The organism is Roseateles sp. P1_C6 (assembly GCF_056406315.1).
In genome coordinates, this window is sequence record NZ_JBFUAK010000005.1 from 241,543 (window position 1) to 258,355 (window position 16,813).

Sequence of the window (16,813 nt, forward strand, 5' to 3'; positions counted from 1 at the left end):
GCGCCCCCGCCCCATGCTGACCTTCCAGCAAATCATCCTGACGCTTCAGGACTACTGGTCCCAACAAGGCTGCGCGCTGCTCCAGCCCTACGACATGGAAGTCGGCGCCGGCACCAGCCACACCGCCACCTTCCTACGCGCCCTCGGCCCCGAGCCCTGGAAGGCCGCCTACGTGCAACCCAGCCGTCGCCCCAAGGACGGTCGCTACGGCGAGAACCCCAACCGCCTGCAGCACTACTACCAGTACCAGGTCGTGCTCAAGCCCGCGCCGGCCAACATCCTGGAGCTGTACCTCGGCTCGCTCGAAGCGCTTGGCTTCGACCTGAAGAAGAACGACGTGCGCTTCGTCGAGGACGATTGGGAGAACCCGACGCTCGGCTGCTGGGGCCTGGGCTGGGAGGTGTGGCTGAACGGCATGGAGGTGACGCAATTCACCTACTTCCAGCAGGTCGGCGGCATCGACTGCAAGCCCATCACCGGCGAGATCACCTATGGCCTGGAGCGCCTGGCCATGTACCTGCAGGGCAAGGAATCGGTCTACGACCTGGTCTACACCGACGGCCTGACCTACGGCGACGTGTTCCACCAGAACGAGGTGGAGCAGTCGACCTACAACTTCGAGCACAGCGACGTGGACTTCCTGCTTGGCGCCTTCGCCGCGCACGAGGGCCAGAGCAAGCACCTGATGACGCAACAGCTGGCCCTGCCCGCCTACGAGCAGCTGCTGAAGGCCGGCCACAGCTTCAACCTGCTGGACGCCCGCGGCGCGATCAGCGTGACGGAGCGTGCCGCCTACATCGGCCGCATCCGCAACCTCGCACGTGCCGTCGCGCAAAGCTATTACGAGTCGCGCGAGCGACTGGGTTTCCCAATGTGGCGGTTTACTGAAGCGGATTCCTCACTCTTGCTAAAAGAATTTGGTGACACGTACATGGCCACAGTTGCCCGTCGCGCCGGAGGGCAGTTGGCATGAACACCAAGAATCTTCTGATCGAGCTATTTGTTGAGGAGCTTCCGCCTAAAGCGCTAAAGAAACTAGGCGAAGCTTTTGCCACGAGCCTAAACACATCGCTAGGTGTGTTTGAACTCACGACCTCGAATAGCAACGTCACAAACTTTGCTACTCCGCGACGCCTGGGCGTCCACATCACGAACGTTCTAGCAATCGGCGAAGACAAACCGACCACGGACAAGCTGATGTCAGCACAGGTGGCCTTCTCGCCAGAGGGCAATGCCACACAAGCTCTCCGGAAGAGACTCGCCAAACTGCTTTTTTCTGACCCAGACAGCGAAGCAATTGAGGTCGCGCTCCAGCAAGTTTTTGTCGAGAACGGACAAGCGCATCTAAGGACGACAAAGGTTGGTCGCCCGCTTGCTGCCGTCTTGCAAGACGCGCTTGAAAAGGCAATTGATGAATTGCCCATTCCCAAGGTCATGAGCTATCAGCTGGACGACGGACTTACCAGCGTGAAGTTCGTTCGCCCGGCACATGGGCTCATTGCATTGCACGGCAATGACGTCATTCCTCTTGAAGCCCTGGGCCTGACGTCCGGCCGCACGACCAGTGGCCACCGCTTCGAGGCAACCCAGCCCACGGTCAGCATCGAGTCCGCCGACAGCTATGCCACACAGCTGCGTGAGCAAGGCGCCGTCATCGCCAGCTTCGCCGAGCGCCGCGCAGAGATCTCGCGCCAGCTCAAGGGCGCGGCCGACGCGCTGAGCCTGACGCCCATCGACGACGAAGCGCTGCTCGATGAAGTCACCGCCCTCGTCGAGCGCCCCAACGTGCTGACCTGCGCGTTCGAGGCCGAGTTCCTGGCCGTGCCGCAGGAATGCCTCATCCTGACGATGAAGGCCAACCAGAAATACTTCCCGCTGCTGGACTCGCACGGCAAATTGACGCGCCACTTCCTGGTCGTCAGCAACATCGCGCCGGCCGACGCCAGCGCCGTCACGCAGGGCAACGAGCGCGTCGTGCGCCCGCGCCTGGCCGACGCCAAGTTCTTCTTCGACCAGGACCGCAAGAAGAAGCTGGAAGACCGCCTGCCCGGCCTGGCCAAGGTCGTCTATCACGGCAAGCTGGGCTCCCAGGGCGAGCGCGCCGAGCGCGTGCGCGCCATTGCGCATGCCATCGTCAACCAGCTGAGCATGGCGACGCTGCCCTACACGGTCGACGCCGACGACGAGTTCAAGGTGCTGGACAGCAAGGTCAAGCAGGCCGCCCAGCTGGCCAAATGCGACCTGCTGACCGACATGGTCGGCGAGTTCCCCGAGCTGCAAGGGATCATGGGCGGCTACTACGCCCGCCACGAGGGCCTGCGCGACGGCGTCGCCATTGCCATCGAGGACCACTACAAGCCCCGCTTCGCCGGTGACGCGCTGCCGCGCAACCACACCGGCACGGTCGTGGCGCTGGCGGACAAGCTGGAGACACTGGTGGGCCTGTTCGGCATCGGCCAGCTGCCCACCGGGGACAAGGACCCGTTCGCACTGCGCCGCCACGCGCTGGGCGTCATCCGCATCCTCGTCGAGAAGAACCTGCCGCTGGACCTGCCCGCGCTGATCGACTCGGCCGTACCGCCGTTCGGCGAGCTGGTAACGAACCCGCGCGATGCGCTGCTGACCTTCTTCGCTGACCGCCTGGCCGTGTCCCTGCGTGACCAGGGCTACAGCGCGCAGGAAGTCGATGCCGTGCTGGCGCTGAACCCCGCTCGCCTGGGCGATGTGCCACGCCGCCTGGAGGCCGTGCGCGCCTTCGCTCAGTTGCCCGAAGCCGCGTCGCTGGCCGCCGCCAACAAGCGCGTGGGCAACATCCTGAAGAAGGTCGAGGGCGAACTGCCCACCGAGATCAAGCCCGAGCTGCTGCAGGAGGCCGCCGAGCAGGCGCTGGCCGCCGCCATCACCGAGGTGCAGCCGGCCGCCGACAGCCTGTTCGAGCAGCACGACTACACCGGCTCGCTGCAACGCCTGGCCGCGCTCAAGGCCCCGGTCGACGCCTTCTTCGACGACGTGATGGTCAATGCCGAAGACGCCGCCTTGCGCGCCAACCGCCTCGCGCTGCTGGGCCGGCTACATGCCGCCATGAACCGAGTGGCCGACCTGTCGCGCCTGGCCACTTGAAGAAAGCCTCGATGCGCGCCGACCACGCCCACGGCATGAAGCTCGTCATCCTCGGGCGCGACGGCACGCTCAACCGCTACCGCGACGACCACGTCAAGGCCCCCGAGGAGCTGGACCCGCTGCCTGGTGCGATGGAGGCCGTCGCGCGGCTGAACCATGCCGGCTGGCACACGGTGCTGGCCACCAACCAGGCTGGCATCGGCCGCGGCCTGCTGGACATGGCCTCGCTGAACGCGGTGCACCTGCGGCTGAACCAGTTGCTGGCCGAGAAAGGCGGGCGACTGGATGCGGCCTTCTTCTGCCCGCACACGCCGGAGGAAGGCTGCGACTGCCGCAAGCCGCTGCCGGGGCTCATCCAGCAGATTGGCGAACGCTTCGACGTCGCGCTGGCCGCGGTGCACATGGTCGGCGCGTCGCTGACCGACCTGCTGACGGCGCAGAACGCCGGCTGCGTGCCTCACCTCGTGCTGACCGGCCCCTTCGGCCACCTCGGCACCGAGGAACTCGCCAACCTGCTCGTGCAGGTGCCCAAGGCGCGCGTGCACGACGACCTGGCGAGCTTCGCCGAAGCCATCATCCAGGACGAGCGCCGCCGCGTCGCCGAGCAGCGCGGCCAGGCCCTCACCCCCGACACCCAGGCCGGAGACCTGAACTGATGTCCACGTTGTTGAGCGCCATCCGCTCGCTGATCTTTGTCCTCGTTCTCATCGTGACGGTCATTCCGTGGGCCACGGGCGTCGTCATCCTGTCCATCTTCCGCCGCGGCGACCCCATCTACTGGGCCTGCGCGAACTGGCTGAAGATCGCGATCTGGAGCGCGCGCTACATCTGCGGCATCCGCTGGCGCATCGAGGGCATGGAGAACCTGCCGCCCGCCTCCGACCGCCGCGCCGGCGTCGTGCTGCTGTCCAAGCACCAGAGCACCTGGGAGACCTTCGCCTACCCGGCGCTGCTGAGCCACCCGCTGGCCTATGTCTTCAAGCGCGAACTGCTCTACGTGCCCTTCTTCGGCTGGGCCATGGCGCGCATGGACATGATCCACATCGACCGCGGCCGCCGCACGGAGGCCTGGAACAAGGTGCTCAAGCAGGGCAAGCGGCTGGGCGGCCAGGGCAACTGGGTCATCATGTTCCCCGAGGGTACGCGCATCCCGCGCGGCGAGGTGGGCGACTACAAGACCGGCGGCACCCGCCTGGCCATCGAGGCCGGCCTGCCCGTGGTGCCCATCGCCGCGACCGCCGCGCGCTGCTGGCCGCGCAAGAGCTTCCTGCTGCGCCCCGGCGTCGTGGACATCTCCATCGGCAAGCAGATCCCGTCGCAGGGCCGCGAGCCTGGTGAGTTGATGCGCGAGGTCAAGGACTGGATCGAGTCCGAGATGCGCCGCCTCGACCCCGAGGCCTACGCCAGCCAGCCGCCCGCGGGCGTTGCCCGCGACGCAGCGCCCAGCCAACGCTGACCGCCATGCCCGCCAAGCGCCCGGCCCCGCTTCTGCAAGACAGCCAGCTGTCGCTGTTCGAGGCACAGGCCGACGTCTCCCCCGCCGAGCCCGGTGCGACGCGGGCGCGGCGCGAGCTGTGGCTGGGCCAGCACCGCATCGGCTACGAACTCAAGCGCGCCCGCCGCCGCTCCATCGGCTTCGTCGTCGGCCCGCAAGGCCTGCGCGTCAGCGCGCCCCGCTGGGTGCCCGTCGCCGAGATCGAACGCGCGCTGCACCACAAGGGCGAATGGATCCTGCGCAAGCTCGTCGAGCAGCGCGAGCGCCTGCAGCGCATGCACGCCGCACGCATCGATTGGCTGGACGGCGGCCGCCTGCCCTACCTCGGCGAGGCGCTGACGCTGGTCATCACGCCGACGGCACGCGAGGTGCTGTGGGACGCCGCCACGCGCGAACTGCACCTGCCGCTGCCCCATGGCGCCGCGGCCGAGCAGGTGCGCGACCTGGCCCAGTCCTGGCTGCAGGCGCGCGCCAAGGAAGACTTCCTGCCGCGCTGCCAGCGCTTCGCGGCGCAACTGGGCGTGGCGATGAAGTCGCTGCGCCTGTCGTCGGCCCAGACCCGCTGGGGCAGCGCCAGCGCCGACGGCAGCATCCGGCTGAACTGGCGCCTGATCCACTTCGCGCCGGCCATCATCGACTACGTCGTCGCGCACGAACTGGCGCACCTGCGCGAGATGAACCACAGCCCCGCCTTCTGGGACACCGTGCGCTCCGTGCTGCCCGACTTCGAGCGCTCGCGCGAGGCGCTGCGCGAGGAATCCATCGTCGTGCAGTGAGCCGCGTCGCCGGCCGCTGCAATGGTTTGCTGGTGAATATTGCCCGGCGCGCGTCATCCGCACGCAGACACGTTCAGCAACACTTCGTGCCGACGCTGTCACCACAGGTACCGCAAGCCGGCTAGACCCGGTGGAGAAGAGGGAGAGAGGTACCGTTCAGGCCGAAACGCCGCCGCTGGGCATCCCGCGGCGGCTTTTCTTTTTGCGCTGTCGCGTCGTGCCGTAAGGCCGTCAAGCCGTCAAGCCGTCGAGAAGCGGTAGACCCCGTCGGCGCCCAGCTCGCGCCGCAATTCACCCTTCAGCCACAGCGCGTGCAGGTGGGCGATCGCCTCGCCCATCGCGAACGTGGTCTGGTGCAGGTCCAGCTTGCGCTTGAACAGCACGGGTAGCAGCCCGGCCGCATGCGTGGGCTCGGCGCGGCAGGCGGCCACGACCTCGGCCAGGCGTTCGTCGTGATGCTCCTGCAGCTGATCAATGCGCGCATGCAGGCCGGTGAAGGGCTTGCCGTGCGATGGCAGCACCAACGTGTCGGCGGGCAGGTCCAGGTAGCGCGTCAGTGAGTTCAGATAGAGCGTCAGCGGGTCGGCCTCGGGCTCGACGTCGACGACGGACACGTTGGTCGAGATGCGCGGCAGCACCATGTCGCCGCTGATCAGCAGCTTGGCTTCCGCGCAGAACAGGCTGATGTGCTCCGGCGCATGACCGTAGCCGGCGATGCAGCGCCAGCTGCGCCCGCCGATCTCGACCTCGCTACCATCCATCAGCCGCCGGAAGCTGGCCGGCACGACCGGCACCATCTTGGGGTAGTAGTCGGCGCGGGCACGGATCTTCTCCAGCGACTCCTCGTCCGTCAGCCCATGGCTGCCGAAGAAGGCCGCGGCCGACGCGCCGCCCATGCCCACCGTGGAGCTGCTGGCCAGCCGCGCCAAGTTGAAGTCCGTCGCGCTCATCCACAGGCGGCAGTTCCATTTCTCGGTCAACCAGTGGCCCAGGCCCAGATGGTCGGGGTGGAAATGCGTGGCGATGACGCGCAGCACCGGCAGGCCGTCCAGCCGCTCGGCGAACACGGTCTCCCAGTTGGCGCGCGTCTCGTCGCTGCTGATGCCGCAGTCGACGATGGTCCAGCCCTCGCGGCCGTCCTGGCGGTCGCGCAGCAGCCACAGGTTGATGTGGTCCAGCGCAAAAGGCAGGCCCATGCGCACCCAGCGCACGCCGGGCGCCAGGTCCAGCGCCTCGCCGGGGCCGGGCAAGGTGTCGCCCAGGGGGTAATGGAGTTCGGATTCGCGCGCGTTGGCCATGGTGCTGCTCGGCTGGTCTTAGACTGACGTTTACGTCAATTGAGTGTAGCCATGCCCTCCCGCCGCCCTGTCTCCACTGCGACCGAAACCACCTACACGATCACCGAACTCGCCGCCGAGTTCGACATCACGCCGCGCGCGATCCGCTTCTACGAGGACATGGGCCTGCTGGAACCGGGCCGCAAGGGCCGCAACCGCGTCTACACGCCGCGTGACCGCACGCGGCTGAAGCTGACGCTGCGCGGCAAACGGCTGGGGCTGGCGCTGCAGGAGATCAAGCAGCTGGTGGACATGTACGACAGCCAGGCCAGCGCCGCGCCGCAGCTGCGCGCCTTCCTGGCCATCCTGGCCCAGCACCGCGGCCAGTTGGAGCAGCAACGCCACGACATCGAGGTCACGCTGGCGGAAATCCAACAGCACGAGAAGCGCTGCCGCTCGCTGTTGGCCGGCCAAGTGTGACGCTTTGCCGGGAGAGCTCCCAAATTGCGTCGCATGCGGGACAAACCCCGCTGCTGCACTGCACAAGAGTGACTAGAGTTCGGCCGCCGGTCACCCCCCGCCGGTTCGTCTCTGTGGAGCAGTCATGACCCTCGGACCGCGCCCTGCCCTGGCGCTCACCCTGCCCGCGATCGCGGGCGCCTTGATGATGCTGGCCCAACCCGCCAGCGCGCAAACCGAGCCCGCCAAGCCCGAAGGCTTGGAGCGCGCGCAGAAGGCCGCCGACGCGGTCTTCCACTGGATCAAGCTCAACGCCGACAAGGGCGCGAACCGACAGACGCCAGCGCCCGCCCCGGCGCCAGCGCCGGCCCCTGCAGCGCGCAAGCCCGCGCCGGTAGCTGCCGCCGCGCCCAAGCCGGCCGCACCGACGCAGGCCAGCGCGCAGGCCCCGACTCAGGCCGCTGCCCCGGCGCCGGCTGCACCGGCCCCCGTGGCGGTGGCCGCCGCCCCCGAGCCCGAACCCGACCGCACGCCTGTCGTGCTGGCTTCTGCCGCGCCCACGCCTGCGCCGGCCGCACCCATGGCCGTGGCGGCCCGCGCCGTGGAGCCGCCACCCGCACCGGCCGAGGACACGGAGGTGCCGCTCAAGCTGATCGCCAAGGTCGACCCCGTCATCCCGCGCCAGCTGCAGGCGCAGAGCTTTCGCAACGGTTTTGCGCAGGTGCAGTTCACCGTCGGACCGGACGGCAAGGTGGTGCAGGCGCAGTCCATCAAGGCCAGCCACGCCCGCCTGGGCAGCGCGGCCGTCGAAGCCGTCAAGCAATGGCGCTTCGCGCCCATCCCGAAGGCGCGCGACGCGGCCGTCGAGGTCGCGTTCAACAACGGCGACGACTGAGCCTGGGCGCGGCTCACGCCGGCGGCACGGCGCAGGTCTCCAGCAGCGCTGACATTGCCTCCAGGAACACCCGCGTGCGCAGCGGCATCAGCCGCCGCTCCGGGAACACGGCCCAGGCGGTCGAGCCGGGCAGGTGCCAGTCCGGCAGCAGCCGCTGCAGCCGGCCCAGGCGCAGCGAGTCGCTGACGAGCAGCCGGTCAATGCCGGCGATGCCCACGCCGGCCTCCGCCAGCTGGGCCAGCAGGCTGGGCGCATTGGCCAGCGTGCGCTGCACCGGCCGCGCCAGATAGGGCTCGGCGCCGTCGCGCTGCAGCCGCCAGGGCACCGGCTCGCCGCCGTGTGCCCGCAGCATCAGCCCGTGCATGCTGTCCAGCGCCTGCGGCATCAGCGGCTCGCCGACGCGAGCCAGGTATTCCGGCGACGCGTACAGCCCCCAATGCGTCGTCGCCAGCCGCCGCGCGGCGAGCTGGCTGTCCTCGTCCAGCGTGCCCATGCGGATGGCCAGATCGAATCCCTCACCGATCAGGTCCACGCGCCGCGGCGTCAGGTCCAGCTCCAGCTGCACCTCCGGGTAGGCCAGCGCGAACTCGGCCAGCATGCCGGCGGCCACCAACTGCGCGAAGTCCGCCGGCATGCTGACGCGCAGCCGCCCGCTGGGCTTTTGCTGGCGGTGCAAGGCCAGCGCCAGCGCGCCGTCCACCTCCGCGGCAACGGCGCGCGCGTGCTCCAGCACACCGGCGCCGAAGTCGGTCAGCGACAGCTTGCGCGTCGTGCGCTGCAGCAGCTTCTCGCCCAGCCGCGTCTCCAGCGCGGCGATGCGCCGCGACACCGTGCTCTTGGGCCAGTGCACGCGCTCGGCCGCGCGGCTGAAGCTGCCGGCCTCCATGACGCGGGCAAACAGCAGCAGGTCGTCGGCATCGGATTCCATCGTTCTCGCTCGCTCATTGGTGCATTGGCGGAACAATCTTATGCAAACCAGCGGCTTCCGGCGTCGATTGATGGCTCCTAGAGTTCATCCATCGCAACACCACCCCTTCGGAGCCCCAGATGAACATCCTGCAAATCAACGCTAGCGCCCGCCGTGCCACCGATGACCAAGGCTCGATCTCCACCCGCCTGGCCAACGAGCTGACCACCGGCCTGCGCGCCGCCAACCCCGCAGCCACGGTCACCGTGCGCGACCTGACGCTGACGCCGCAACCCGTGCTCGACGAAGTCGCGCTGGGCGCCCTGTTCACGCCGGCCGACCAGCGCAGCCCCGAGCAGGCCGCCCGTGTCGCGCTGGACGACGCGCTGATCGCCGAAGTGCAGGCCGCCGACACGGTCGTCATCGGCGTGCCCATGTACAACTTCAACGTCACGGCCCAGTTCAAGAACTGGATCGACGCGGTGGCCCGTGCCGGCGTCACCTTCAAGTACACCGAGAAGGGCCCCGTCGGCCTGCTGACCGGCAAGAAGGTCTACATCGTCACCAGCCGCGGCGGCATCCACCGCGACCAGCCCAGCGACCAGATGACGCCTTACCTGCGCACCGTGCTGGCCTTCCTGGGCATGACCGATGTCGAGTTCGTCTACGCCGAGGGCATGGCCTTCGCGGCCGAACAAGGCCTGGCCGCCGCCCGTTCGCAAATCAACCAACTGCTTGCTGCTTAATCCACGATCAAGGAACCCGCCATGAACACCGTCGCCACAACCCTGTTGACCCAACCGCGCGAGGTCGAGCGCCTTGTCGCCGGTCAGCCGACCAGCGACGGTGCCGGCGTCAAGCTCAACCGCGTGCTGACGCAGAACCTGCAGCGCCGGCTGGACCCCTTCCTGATGCTGGACGCGTTCGGCACGGACAACCCGGACGACTACATCGCCGGCTTTCCCGACCACCCGCACCGCGGCTTCGAAACCATCACCTACATGCTCAACGGCCGCATGCGCCACCGCGACTCGGCCGGCAATGAAGGCCTGATCAGCGACGGCGGCGTGCAGTGGATGACCGCCGGCCGCGGCGTCATCCACAGCGAGACGCCCGAGCAGAACGCGGGCCGCATGGCCGGCTTCCAGCTGTGGCTGAACCTGCCCGCCAAGGACAAGCTGTGCGCGCCCTGGTACCGCGACGTGGCCAGCCACGAGGTGCCGGAGTTCGAGCGCGACGGCGTCAAGGCGCGCGTCATCGCCGGCGCGAGCCACGGCGTGACCGGCGCCGTGCAGCGTGAGGCCACCGAGCCGCTGTACCTGGACCTGCACTTCGCGCCCGGCGCCCGCTTCGAGCAGCTGCTGTCGCCCGAGTTCAACGCCTTCGTCTACGTCTACGAAGGCGCGCTGAAGTTCGACAGCGGCTGCCTGCAGCCCGCCGGCCGCATGGCCATCCTGGCCAACACGCCCGGCAGCGACGGCGTGCGCCTGCAGGCCGGCGAGCAGCCGACCCGCGCGCTGCTGATCGCCGGCAGGCCGCTGGGCGAGGCCATCGCGCAGTACGGCCCGTTCGTCATGAACACCGAGGCCGAGCTGGTGCAGGCGGTGCGCGACTTCCAGGCGGGCCGACTCGCCTGAGTGCGCACGTGCCGGGCCCAAAATGCCCGGCATGAACCACAACGCCGCGCCCTCGCGCTGACGCTGGCATGGACCGCCTGCAGGCCATGGAAGTCTTCGTTGCCGTCGTCGACAGCGGCGGCTTCGCCAGCGCGGCGCGCCGGCTGGATCTGTCGGCCCCGGTTGTCACCCGCGCCATCGCCGAGCTGGAGACGCGGCTGGGCGTCAGCCTGCTGACCCGCACGACGCGCAAGGTGCGCGTGACCGAGGCCGGCGCCCGCTATGCCGAGGACTGCCGGCGCATCCTCGCCGACGTGAGCGAGGCCGAGAGCGCCACCGGCGACAGCCGCAGCCAGATCAAGGGCCTGCTCAGCGTCACGGCGCCGGTGCTGTTCGGCAACCTGCACGTGACGCCCATCGTCGCGGACTACCTGCAGCGCTACCCGGACGTCGACGCGCAATGCGTGTTCGTCGACCGCGTCGTCAACCTCGTCGACGAAGGGCTGGACGTGGCCGTGCGCATCGGCGAGCTGCCGGACTCGTCGCTGAAGGCCGTCGCCGTCGGCCGCGTGCGGCGCATGCTGGTGGCGTCGCCGGGCTATCTCGCCGCGCACGGCCGGCCGCAGCGCCCCGAGGACCTGGGCCAGCACACGCTGATCCAGCCCGTCGGGGTCTCGCCCTACCCCGAATGGCGTTTTGCCGAGGGCGGCCGGTCGCTGGTGCAACGCATCCGCCCGCGGCTGCGCACGACGACCAATGACGCGGCCCGCTCCGCCGCACTGGCCGACGTCGGCATTGCGCGGCTGCTGAGCTACCAGGTGGCCGAAGCACTCGCCAGCGGCGCGCTGCTGCCGCTGCTGGAAGGCTTCGAGACGCCGCCGCTGCCCGTCCAGGTCGTGCACCACGAGGGCCGGCACATGACGCAGAAGGTGCGCGCCTTCGTCGACCTGGCCGTGGCCACGCTGCGGGCCAACCCGGCGCTGCGCTAGGGCCTGTTAACGCTACGGCAGCAGGCCCTAGGCCCGCCGGTTCTGCGGCGCCCAGTCGCGGAAGCGCCAGCGCAGCGGCAGCGTGTCGCGCAGCCACCAGCCCTCGTCGAGGTGGAAGCGCCAGGCGCGTTCCGCGCCGTCGAGCGAGGCCAGTTCCGGTTCATCCCAGACGATCTCGGCGCGGCCCGTCAGCGTCAGCAGGTCGCCGCGCTCGAAGTCGATGAACAGCAGGCCCGCGCGGCCGTCGGCCTGCAGGTTGCCCAAGGTCATGAACATGCGGTTGCCCGAGTAGTCAGGCACCAGCAGCGTCTGCTCGTCCTGCTGCACGACAAAACCCGCGGGGCCGCCGCGGTGCGAGACATCGGCGCCGGCCTCGCCGTCATGCGTAGCAACGAACAAGGTGTCGGCAGCGGCGATCAACCAGGCCGCGTCGCCATCCAGCTGCTGCACGCGCTCGATGGCCCGCGGCCGCGTGTCGGCGGCGTCGCGCACCCAGTCGAACTCGCGGCCCTGGATGTACTGCGGGCAGTTGCCCACCGTCTGCAGCACACGCAGGCGCAGGCCGTCGGGGCCGGCGGCCTGCAGCTGGCCGTTGACGCGGTTGCGCCGCCGCGTGTGCAGCTCGATGCCCAGCAGGCCCAGTGGCGCGCCCGCCGTCATGCCGGCCGCGGCCGGGTCGCCGGAGATGGGCGTGGCAGCGAAGTCCAGGTGCCGGTCGTCAGTCGCGCGCACGAAGCCCGGCCGACCGACCAGCACCGTGGCCCAGGGCCGGCCGGCGGGGTCCACGCTGCCGGCCAGCATCAGCGGCAGTTGCTCGTAGAAGCGCTGGTGCTGCTCGGGCATGTGGTCGCGCACGACGCGGCTGCCGATCTCGTGCATGCGCTCGGCGACGCCGAGGCGCTGCTGCACGGCGACCTCGCCGGCATGGAAGGGCGTATCCATGAGAGCCTCCTCAGGCCGCGGCGCGCAGGCCGGCCGCTGACGTCTGGAAAGCGACGAAACCCGGCAAGGCCTCGACCCGAGCCAACCAGGCCCGCAGCGCCGGATAGGCGGCCAGGTCCACATTGCCCTCGGGCGCGTTGACGATGTAGCTGTAGCCGGCGATGTCGGCCAGCGTGGCATGGCCGCCCACCAGGAAGGGCCGGCGCGACAACTCGCCCTCCATGACGTTGAACAGCGCATGGGCGCGGGCGATCACCTCGTCGGCATTGAAAGGCGCGCCGAACACCGTGACCAGGCGGGCCGCCGCGGGGCCGAAGGCGATCAGGCCCGAAGCCACGGACAGCCAGGCCTGCACGGCCGCGCGGCCGGCGGCGTCCTGCGGCAGCCAGCGGCCGCTGGGGTCGTGCTTCGTGGCCAGGTAGACCAGGATGGCCGTGCTGTCCCAGACGAAGTGGCCGTCGTCCTCCAGCAGCGGCAGCTGGCCGAAGGGATGGCGGGCGATGAACTCCGGCGTCTTGTGCGCGCGGGCCGCCAAGTCCACGTCAACCAGTTCATGCGGCAGGCCCAACAGGGACAGCGCGAGCTCGGCGCGGTGGGCGTGGCCGGACAGCGCGTGGCGGTACAGCTTGAGGGTCATGGGGGCTCCTTGGAAAGCAACAGGCCCCACTGTGCCCAGCCGCCCGCCGCCGCGAAACGGCGCGCACGGCAAGTCATTCTTTCCGCGGCTGAGGGCAGTCGGCCCGCCGGACAATCCAGCCCATGGACCCACGCCGCCACAGCCCCGCCGCCGAACGCAACGGCCCGCCCATCCTGGCCGCGCTGCAGCGCCTGTTGCCGCCGTCGGGCGTGCTGCTGGAGATCGCGAGCGGCACGGGCCAGCACGCGGCGTTCTGCAGCGCCGGGCTGCCCGGCTGGCAGTGGCAGCCCAGCGACTTCGATGCCGACGCGTTGCCCTCCATCGCCGCGTGGTGCGCCGGGCTGGCGCGCGTGCGGCCGCCGATCACGCTGAACGTGCTCGACGCCGACTGGCCCGGTGTGCCGGCGCAGGTCGACGCGATCTACTGCGCCAACATGGTCCACATCGCACCCTGGGCATGCACGGCCGGGCTGATGCAGGGCGCTGCGCGCCACCTCGCGCCTGCAGGCCTGCTGGTCACCTACGGCCCCTATCTGCTGGACGACCAGCCCACCGCGCCCAGCAACCTCGCCTTCGACGCCGACCTGCGCGCGCGCAACCCGGCCTGGGGCATTCGGCGCCTGGCCGACGTGGCCGCGCAGGCCGCCGCCGCGGGCCTTTGCCTGCGCGAAACGCTGGCGATGCCGGCCAACAATATGCTGCTGGCCTGGGCGCGCGCCGACGCCGCCTGATCCCTCCCCTTCGACATGCTCCTTGGACTCCTCGTGCTGGCCGGCCTGTGGGCCGGCCTCCAGAACTCGCTGGCCGGCGGCGGCTCATTCGTCACGCTGCCGGCACTGATCCTGTCCGGCATGTCGCCGCTGGCGGCCAACATCACGTCCACGGTGGCGCTGTTCCCCGGCCAGCTCACATCGGGCTGGGCGGGCCGGCGACTGGTCGTCGGCACAGCGACGCTGTCCTTTCGCGCGCTGGTCATCACCAGCCTGATGGGCGGCGCGGTCGGCGCCTGGCTGTTGCTGAACACGCCCTCCTCGGTGTTCGCGCGGCTGGTGCCCTGGCTGGTGCTGTTCGCCACCAGCGTGTTCGCCTGGGGCAGCTTCCTGCGCAAGCCGCCCGCGTCGGCCGACCACCACCTGAGCGCCCGCGCGACGGCGGCGATGCAGTTCCTCATCGCCATCTACGGCGGCTACTTCGGTGGCGGCATCGGCTTCCTGATGCTGGCGGCGCTGACGGTGGCCGGCATGCCGACGCGCAACGCCGGCGCCACGAAGAACGTGCTGGCCGGCATCATGAACGCGTCGGCCGTGGCCTTGTTCGTGCTGTCGCCCGAGGTGCACTGGCTGCAGGCCGTCGTGCTCGGTGCCAGCGCCATCGTCGGCGGCCTGGCCGGTGCCTGGGCGCTGCACCACGTCAACGAAAAGGCGCTGCGCATCGCCATCGTCGCGCTGGGCGTGGCGCTGACGGTCGGGTTGTTCCTGCGGCCGATCTAGCCGCCGGCCAGGCCCGCGGCCAGGTGGTCGCCAAAGGCCTTGACCTTGCCCGAATTGCGCCGCTGCGGCGGGCTGACGAGCTGGATGGGCAGGTCGCGCCCCAGCCAGTGCGGCATGGCCACCTGCACCTCGCCGCTGGCCAGTTCGGCCTCGAACAGCCACGTCGGCCCGTTGGCCAGGCCCATGCCCGACAGCACCGCCGCGCGCACGGCCTCGCCGCTGTTGGTGCGCAGGCGGCCGTCCACGCGCACGCTGGCCAGGCTGCCCGGCGGCACGTCGGCGCCCGGGCCGGCCTCGAAGGTCCAGATCGGACCGGTGCGCAGTTCGCTGTAGACGATGCAGTCGTGGCACGCCAGGTCGGCGGGCTCGCGCGGCGGCGCCAGACCCAGGCGCTCGAAATAGCCGCGGCAGGCCATGATCCCGCGCTGCGTCGTGCCGATGCGGCGCGCGACCAGGCTGGAGTCCGGCTGCTCGCCAATGCGCACGGAGACATCGATGCCCTGCTCGATGAGGTCGATGAAGCCGTCGTCCAGGCGCAGATCGATCTTCACGCCGGGGTGGGTCGCCAGAAAGCTCTGCACCAGCGGCATCAGCTTGAGCCGCCCGAAGGCCACCGACGCCGCCACGCGCAGCAGGCCTTGCAACTGGTGCTCGCCGGCGCGCAGCTCGCTCTCGGCCTCGGCGATCTCCGCCACCAGCCGCCGCGCCTGCTCCACGTAGCGTTCGCCTGCCTGCGTCAGCTTCAGCGCCCGCGTGCTGCGCGACAGCAGCTGAGCGCCCAGCTGCTTCTCCAGCGCCGCCACCTGCTTGCTGACGGCGCTCTGCGTGCTGCCCAGCTCGCGCGCCGCAACCGAGAAGCTGCCCAGCTCGACGACCCGCACCAGGGTCTGCATCGCCTGCAAACGGTCCATGTCTTTTTGCCTTGAATTCCTGATTGGAATAAATCTTAGGCAGATCGAGCGGCTACCGCCGGGTTCGGGCAGCAATCACAGTGAAGTCACTCAACCACTCTTCAGGAGTTTTCTCATGACTTCACCCATCGTCCTCATCACCGGCGCGCTGACCGGCATCGGCCGCGCCACGGCGCTGGCCTTCGCCAGGGAAGGCGCCACCGTCGTCGTCAGCGGCCGCCGCGAGCCGGAAGGCCAGGCGCTGGCGACCGAGCTGAAAGCGCACGGCGCCGCAGACGCCGCCTTCATCCGTGCCGATGTGCGCGACGAGGCCGACGTGCGCGCCCTCGTCGAGCAGACCGTGACCCGCTTCGGCCGCCTGGACGTGGCCGTCAACAACGCCGGCACCGAGGGCACGAACGGCCCCATCGCCGAGCAGAGCGCGGAGAACTACGCCGCCATCTTCGACACCAATGTGCGCGGCGTGCTGTTCTCGCTGAAGCACCAGATGCGCGCCATGCTGGCCCAGGGCAGCGGCGCCATCGTCAACCTGTCGTCGGTGGCGGGGCTGATCGGCTTTGCCGGCGCGTCGGTCTATGTGGCCAGCAAGCACGCCGTCGAGGGCCTGACCAAGAGCGCCGCGCTGGAGGGTGCTGCCGCGGGCGTGCGCGTCAATGCGGTGGCGCCGGGGCCGGTTCAGACCGACATGATGGAACGCTTCCTCGGCCGCAGCGAGGACGCCAAGGCCGGCCTGCTCGCCGCCATCCCGGCCAAGCGCGCCGGCACGGTGGACGAGATCGCGCAGACCATCGTCTTCCTGGCCAGCGACAAGGCGCGGTACCTGACGGGGCAGTCGATTGCGGTGGACGGTGGATTCACGACTCAGTGAGAAGCGCGTCAGGCAACACTGAGCAGTTTGGTGACCATGTTCTTGCGGGCTACGTCCGATTTGTACGGGACGTAGCCATCTCGCTCTTGGAGCAGCGATGCCCAGCGCTCGAGGAAGACCCGATCAGCGCGCAAGGCCGCCTTATTCGCAATCCACGCATGGGCAAATCTAGCGAGCTCGCCATCTATTGCGTTCAATCGCTTCCAGCAGTCTTCACAGAAGACACGCCTCTGGTCGATAGGTGCCTTCTTGACTTCGTACGTGTACTTTTGATCAGCGGCGGTGAAGACGGTGCTCGCACGGCATCGCCAGCACGCGTATCTGTAAGACGTGTACTCCGTCGTCCACCCGGCCGCGACTGAGCGCTGACTCGACTCAGACCACTGCGAAGGATCTGCAGGAACTGAGTCCGGCGACGCTCGCTTATTCAC

Annotated in this window: 19 protein-coding genes; 13 read left to right on the forward strand and 6 right to left on the reverse strand. The window is 69.4% G+C overall.

What is annotated here, in order from left to right; genetic code table 11:
• The first annotated feature begins 13 nt into the window (after positions 1-13).
• Genes glyQ through AC1D29_RS12475 form a run of 5 tightly spaced genes read left to right on the forward strand, consistent with a single transcriptional unit; the run spans position 14 to position 5,391 of the window.
• Entirely contained in the window at positions 14-973 is a 960-nt protein-coding gene (glyQ, locus tag AC1D29_RS12455; protein WP_477897695.1) for a glycine--tRNA ligase subunit alpha, read from the forward strand.
• Complete coding sequence (glyS, locus tag AC1D29_RS12460) at positions 970-3,120, forward strand: glycine--tRNA ligase subunit beta (protein WP_477897697.1); 2,151 nt, start codon at positions 970-972, stop codon at positions 3,118-3,120. Before glyQ ends, glyS begins: the two co-directional genes overlap by 4 nt.
• Positions 3,121-3,131: 11 nt before the next feature.
• On the forward strand, positions 3,132-3,776 hold the full coding sequence (gene gmhB / locus AC1D29_RS12465; protein ID WP_477897699.1) for a D-glycero-beta-D-manno-heptose 1,7-bisphosphate 7-phosphatase: 645 nt from the start codon (positions 3,132-3,134) through the stop codon (positions 3,774-3,776).
• Entirely contained in the window at positions 3,776-4,576 is an 801-nt protein-coding gene (locus tag AC1D29_RS12470) for a lysophospholipid acyltransferase family protein (RefSeq protein WP_477897701.1), read from the forward strand. Before gmhB ends, AC1D29_RS12470 begins: the two co-directional genes overlap by 1 nt.
• Positions 4,577-4,581: 5 nt before the next feature.
• Positions 4,582-5,391 carry a M48 family metallopeptidase gene (locus AC1D29_RS12475; protein ID WP_477897703.1) on the forward strand — a complete coding sequence of 270 codons (810 nt, stop codon included), beginning with the start codon at positions 4,582-4,584 and terminating at the stop codon, positions 5,389-5,391.
• Between the two features lie 239 nt (positions 5,392-5,630).
• On the opposite strand, the gene AC1D29_RS12480 is transcribed toward AC1D29_RS12475, so the two are convergent.
• Positions 5,631-6,689, reverse strand: coding sequence for an MBL fold metallo-hydrolase (locus tag AC1D29_RS12480; RefSeq protein ID WP_477897705.1), 1,059 nt, complete (start codon positions 6,687-6,689; stop codon positions 5,631-5,633).
• Between the two features lie 51 nt (positions 6,690-6,740).
• Between AC1D29_RS12480 and AC1D29_RS12485 the strand changes: the two genes are divergently transcribed.
• Together AC1D29_RS12485 and AC1D29_RS12490 are read left to right on the forward strand one after the other, a co-directional pair.
• Positions 6,741-7,148 carry a MerR family transcriptional regulator gene (locus tag AC1D29_RS12485; RefSeq protein ID WP_477897707.1) on the forward strand — a complete coding sequence of 136 codons (408 nt, stop codon included), beginning with the start codon at positions 6,741-6,743 and terminating at the stop codon, positions 7,146-7,148.
• A gap of 124 nt (positions 7,149-7,272) precedes the next feature.
• Complete coding sequence (locus AC1D29_RS12490; RefSeq protein ID WP_477897709.1) at positions 7,273-8,022, forward strand: TonB family protein; 750 nt, start codon at positions 7,273-7,275, stop codon at positions 8,020-8,022.
• A 13-nt stretch (positions 8,023-8,035) separates the two neighbouring features.
• On the opposite strand, the gene AC1D29_RS12495 is transcribed toward AC1D29_RS12490, so the two are convergent.
• Positions 8,036-8,950, reverse strand: a complete 915-nt coding sequence (locus AC1D29_RS12495) for a LysR family transcriptional regulator (RefSeq protein WP_477897711.1) — start codon at positions 8,948-8,950, stop codon at positions 8,036-8,038.
• 119 nt (positions 8,951-9,069) lie between these two features.
• Here AC1D29_RS12495 and AC1D29_RS12500 point away from each other — a divergent pair, with 119 nt between their 5' ends.
• From AC1D29_RS12500 to AC1D29_RS12510, 3 genes are all read left to right on the forward strand, one after another.
• Positions 9,070-9,675 carry an FMN-dependent NADH-azoreductase gene (locus AC1D29_RS12500; RefSeq protein ID WP_477897713.1) on the forward strand — a complete coding sequence of 202 codons (606 nt, stop codon included), beginning with the start codon at positions 9,070-9,072 and terminating at the stop codon, positions 9,673-9,675.
• Between the two features lie 21 nt (positions 9,676-9,696).
• Positions 9,697-10,566, forward strand: coding sequence for a pirin family protein (locus AC1D29_RS12505; RefSeq protein WP_477897715.1), 870 nt, complete (start codon positions 9,697-9,699; stop codon positions 10,564-10,566).
• A gap of 68 nt (positions 10,567-10,634) precedes the next feature.
• Positions 10,635-11,534 (forward strand): LysR family transcriptional regulator, encoded by a 900-nt coding sequence (locus AC1D29_RS12510; RefSeq protein WP_477897717.1) that lies wholly within the window; start codon positions 10,635-10,637, stop codon positions 11,532-11,534.
• Positions 11,535-11,561: 27 nt separating this feature from the next.
• Here AC1D29_RS12510 and AC1D29_RS12515 read toward each other — a convergent pair whose 3' ends face one another.
• Both AC1D29_RS12515 and AC1D29_RS12520 read right to left on the reverse strand, forming a co-directional pair.
• On the reverse strand, positions 11,562-12,476 hold the full coding sequence (locus AC1D29_RS12515) for a pyridoxamine 5'-phosphate oxidase family protein (RefSeq protein ID WP_477897720.1): 915 nt from the start codon (positions 12,474-12,476) through the stop codon (positions 11,562-11,564).
• Between the two features lie 10 nt (positions 12,477-12,486).
• Positions 12,487-13,113: a glutathione S-transferase family protein gene (locus tag AC1D29_RS12520; RefSeq protein WP_477897722.1), complete on the reverse strand. Its 627-nt coding sequence runs from the start codon at positions 13,111-13,113 to the stop codon at positions 12,487-12,489.
• A gap of 122 nt (positions 13,114-13,235) precedes the next feature.
• On the opposite strand from AC1D29_RS12520, the gene AC1D29_RS12525 reads away from it, so the two are divergent.
• Both AC1D29_RS12525 and AC1D29_RS12530 read left to right on the forward strand, forming a co-directional pair.
• A complete protein-coding gene (locus AC1D29_RS12525; RefSeq protein ID WP_477897724.1) occupies positions 13,236-13,844 on the forward strand; it encodes a DUF938 domain-containing protein in 609 nt (202 codons plus the stop codon).
• 15 nt (positions 13,845-13,859) lie between these two features.
• Positions 13,860-14,603, forward strand: coding sequence for a sulfite exporter TauE/SafE family protein (locus AC1D29_RS12530; protein ID WP_477897726.1), 744 nt, complete (start codon positions 13,860-13,862; stop codon positions 14,601-14,603).
• Here the strand turns inward: AC1D29_RS12530 and AC1D29_RS12535 are convergent.
• Positions 14,600-15,514, reverse strand: coding sequence for a LysR family transcriptional regulator (locus AC1D29_RS12535; RefSeq protein ID WP_477897728.1), 915 nt, complete (start codon positions 15,512-15,514; stop codon positions 14,600-14,602). The two genes, AC1D29_RS12530 and AC1D29_RS12535, sit on opposite strands and share 4 nt — an antisense overlap.
• Positions 15,515-15,629: 115 nt before the next feature.
• Here AC1D29_RS12535 and AC1D29_RS12540 point away from each other — a divergent pair, with 115 nt between their 5' ends.
• The gene (locus tag AC1D29_RS12540) at positions 15,630-16,382 is read left to right on the forward strand and encodes a glucose 1-dehydrogenase (protein ID WP_477897730.1); all 753 of its coding nucleotides are present in this window, start codon (positions 15,630-15,632) and stop codon (positions 16,380-16,382) included.
• A gap of 8 nt (positions 16,383-16,390) precedes the next feature.
• Here the strand turns inward: AC1D29_RS12540 and AC1D29_RS12545 are convergent, their stop codons facing one another.
• Positions 16,391-16,813, reverse strand: coding sequence for a zinc-ribbon domain containing protein (locus tag AC1D29_RS12545; protein ID WP_477897732.1), 423 nt, complete (start codon positions 16,811-16,813; stop codon positions 16,391-16,393).

Bases quoted from the DNA above. Each gene is read 5' to 3' on its own strand.
- glyQ (WP_477897695.1), top strand. From the start codon at position 14: ATGCTGACCTTCCAGCAAATCATCCTGACGCTTCAGGACTACTGGTCC.
- glyS (WP_477897697.1), top strand. From the start codon at position 970: ATGAACACCAAGAATCTTCTGATCGAGCTATTTGTTGAGGAGCTTCCG.
- gmhB (WP_477897699.1), top strand. From the start codon at position 3,132: ATGCGCGCCGACCACGCCCACGGCATGAAGCTCGTCATCCTCGGGCGC.
- AC1D29_RS12470 (WP_477897701.1), top strand. From the start codon at position 3,776: ATGTCCACGTTGTTGAGCGCCATCCGCTCGCTGATCTTTGTCCTCGTT.
- AC1D29_RS12475 (WP_477897703.1), top strand. From the start codon at position 4,582: ATGCCCGCCAAGCGCCCGGCCCCGCTTCTGCAAGACAGCCAGCTGTCG.
- AC1D29_RS12480 (WP_477897705.1), bottom strand. From the start codon at position 6,689: ATGGCCAACGCGCGCGAATCCGAACTCCATTACCCCCTGGGCGACACC.
- AC1D29_RS12485 (WP_477897707.1), top strand. From the start codon at position 6,741: ATGCCCTCCCGCCGCCCTGTCTCCACTGCGACCGAAACCACCTACACG.
- AC1D29_RS12490 (WP_477897709.1), top strand. From the start codon at position 7,273: ATGACCCTCGGACCGCGCCCTGCCCTGGCGCTCACCCTGCCCGCGATC.
- AC1D29_RS12495 (WP_477897711.1), bottom strand. From the start codon at position 8,950: ATGGAATCCGATGCCGACGACCTGCTGCTGTTTGCCCGCGTCATGGAG.
- AC1D29_RS12500 (WP_477897713.1), top strand. From the start codon at position 9,070: ATGAACATCCTGCAAATCAACGCTAGCGCCCGCCGTGCCACCGATGAC.
- AC1D29_RS12505 (WP_477897715.1), top strand. From the start codon at position 9,697: ATGAACACCGTCGCCACAACCCTGTTGACCCAACCGCGCGAGGTCGAG.
- AC1D29_RS12510 (WP_477897717.1), top strand. From the start codon at position 10,635: ATGGACCGCCTGCAGGCCATGGAAGTCTTCGTTGCCGTCGTCGACAGC.
- AC1D29_RS12515 (WP_477897720.1), bottom strand. From the start codon at position 12,476: ATGGATACGCCCTTCCATGCCGGCGAGGTCGCCGTGCAGCAGCGCCTC.
- AC1D29_RS12520 (WP_477897722.1), bottom strand. From the start codon at position 13,113: ATGACCCTCAAGCTGTACCGCCACGCGCTGTCCGGCCACGCCCACCGC.
- AC1D29_RS12525 (WP_477897724.1), top strand. From the start codon at position 13,236: ATGGACCCACGCCGCCACAGCCCCGCCGCCGAACGCAACGGCCCGCCC.
- AC1D29_RS12530 (WP_477897726.1), top strand. From the start codon at position 13,860: ATGCTCCTTGGACTCCTCGTGCTGGCCGGCCTGTGGGCCGGCCTCCAG.
- AC1D29_RS12535 (WP_477897728.1), bottom strand. From the start codon at position 15,514: ATGGACCGTTTGCAGGCGATGCAGACCCTGGTGCGGGTCGTCGAGCTG.
- AC1D29_RS12540 (WP_477897730.1), top strand. From the start codon at position 15,630: ATGACTTCACCCATCGTCCTCATCACCGGCGCGCTGACCGGCATCGGC.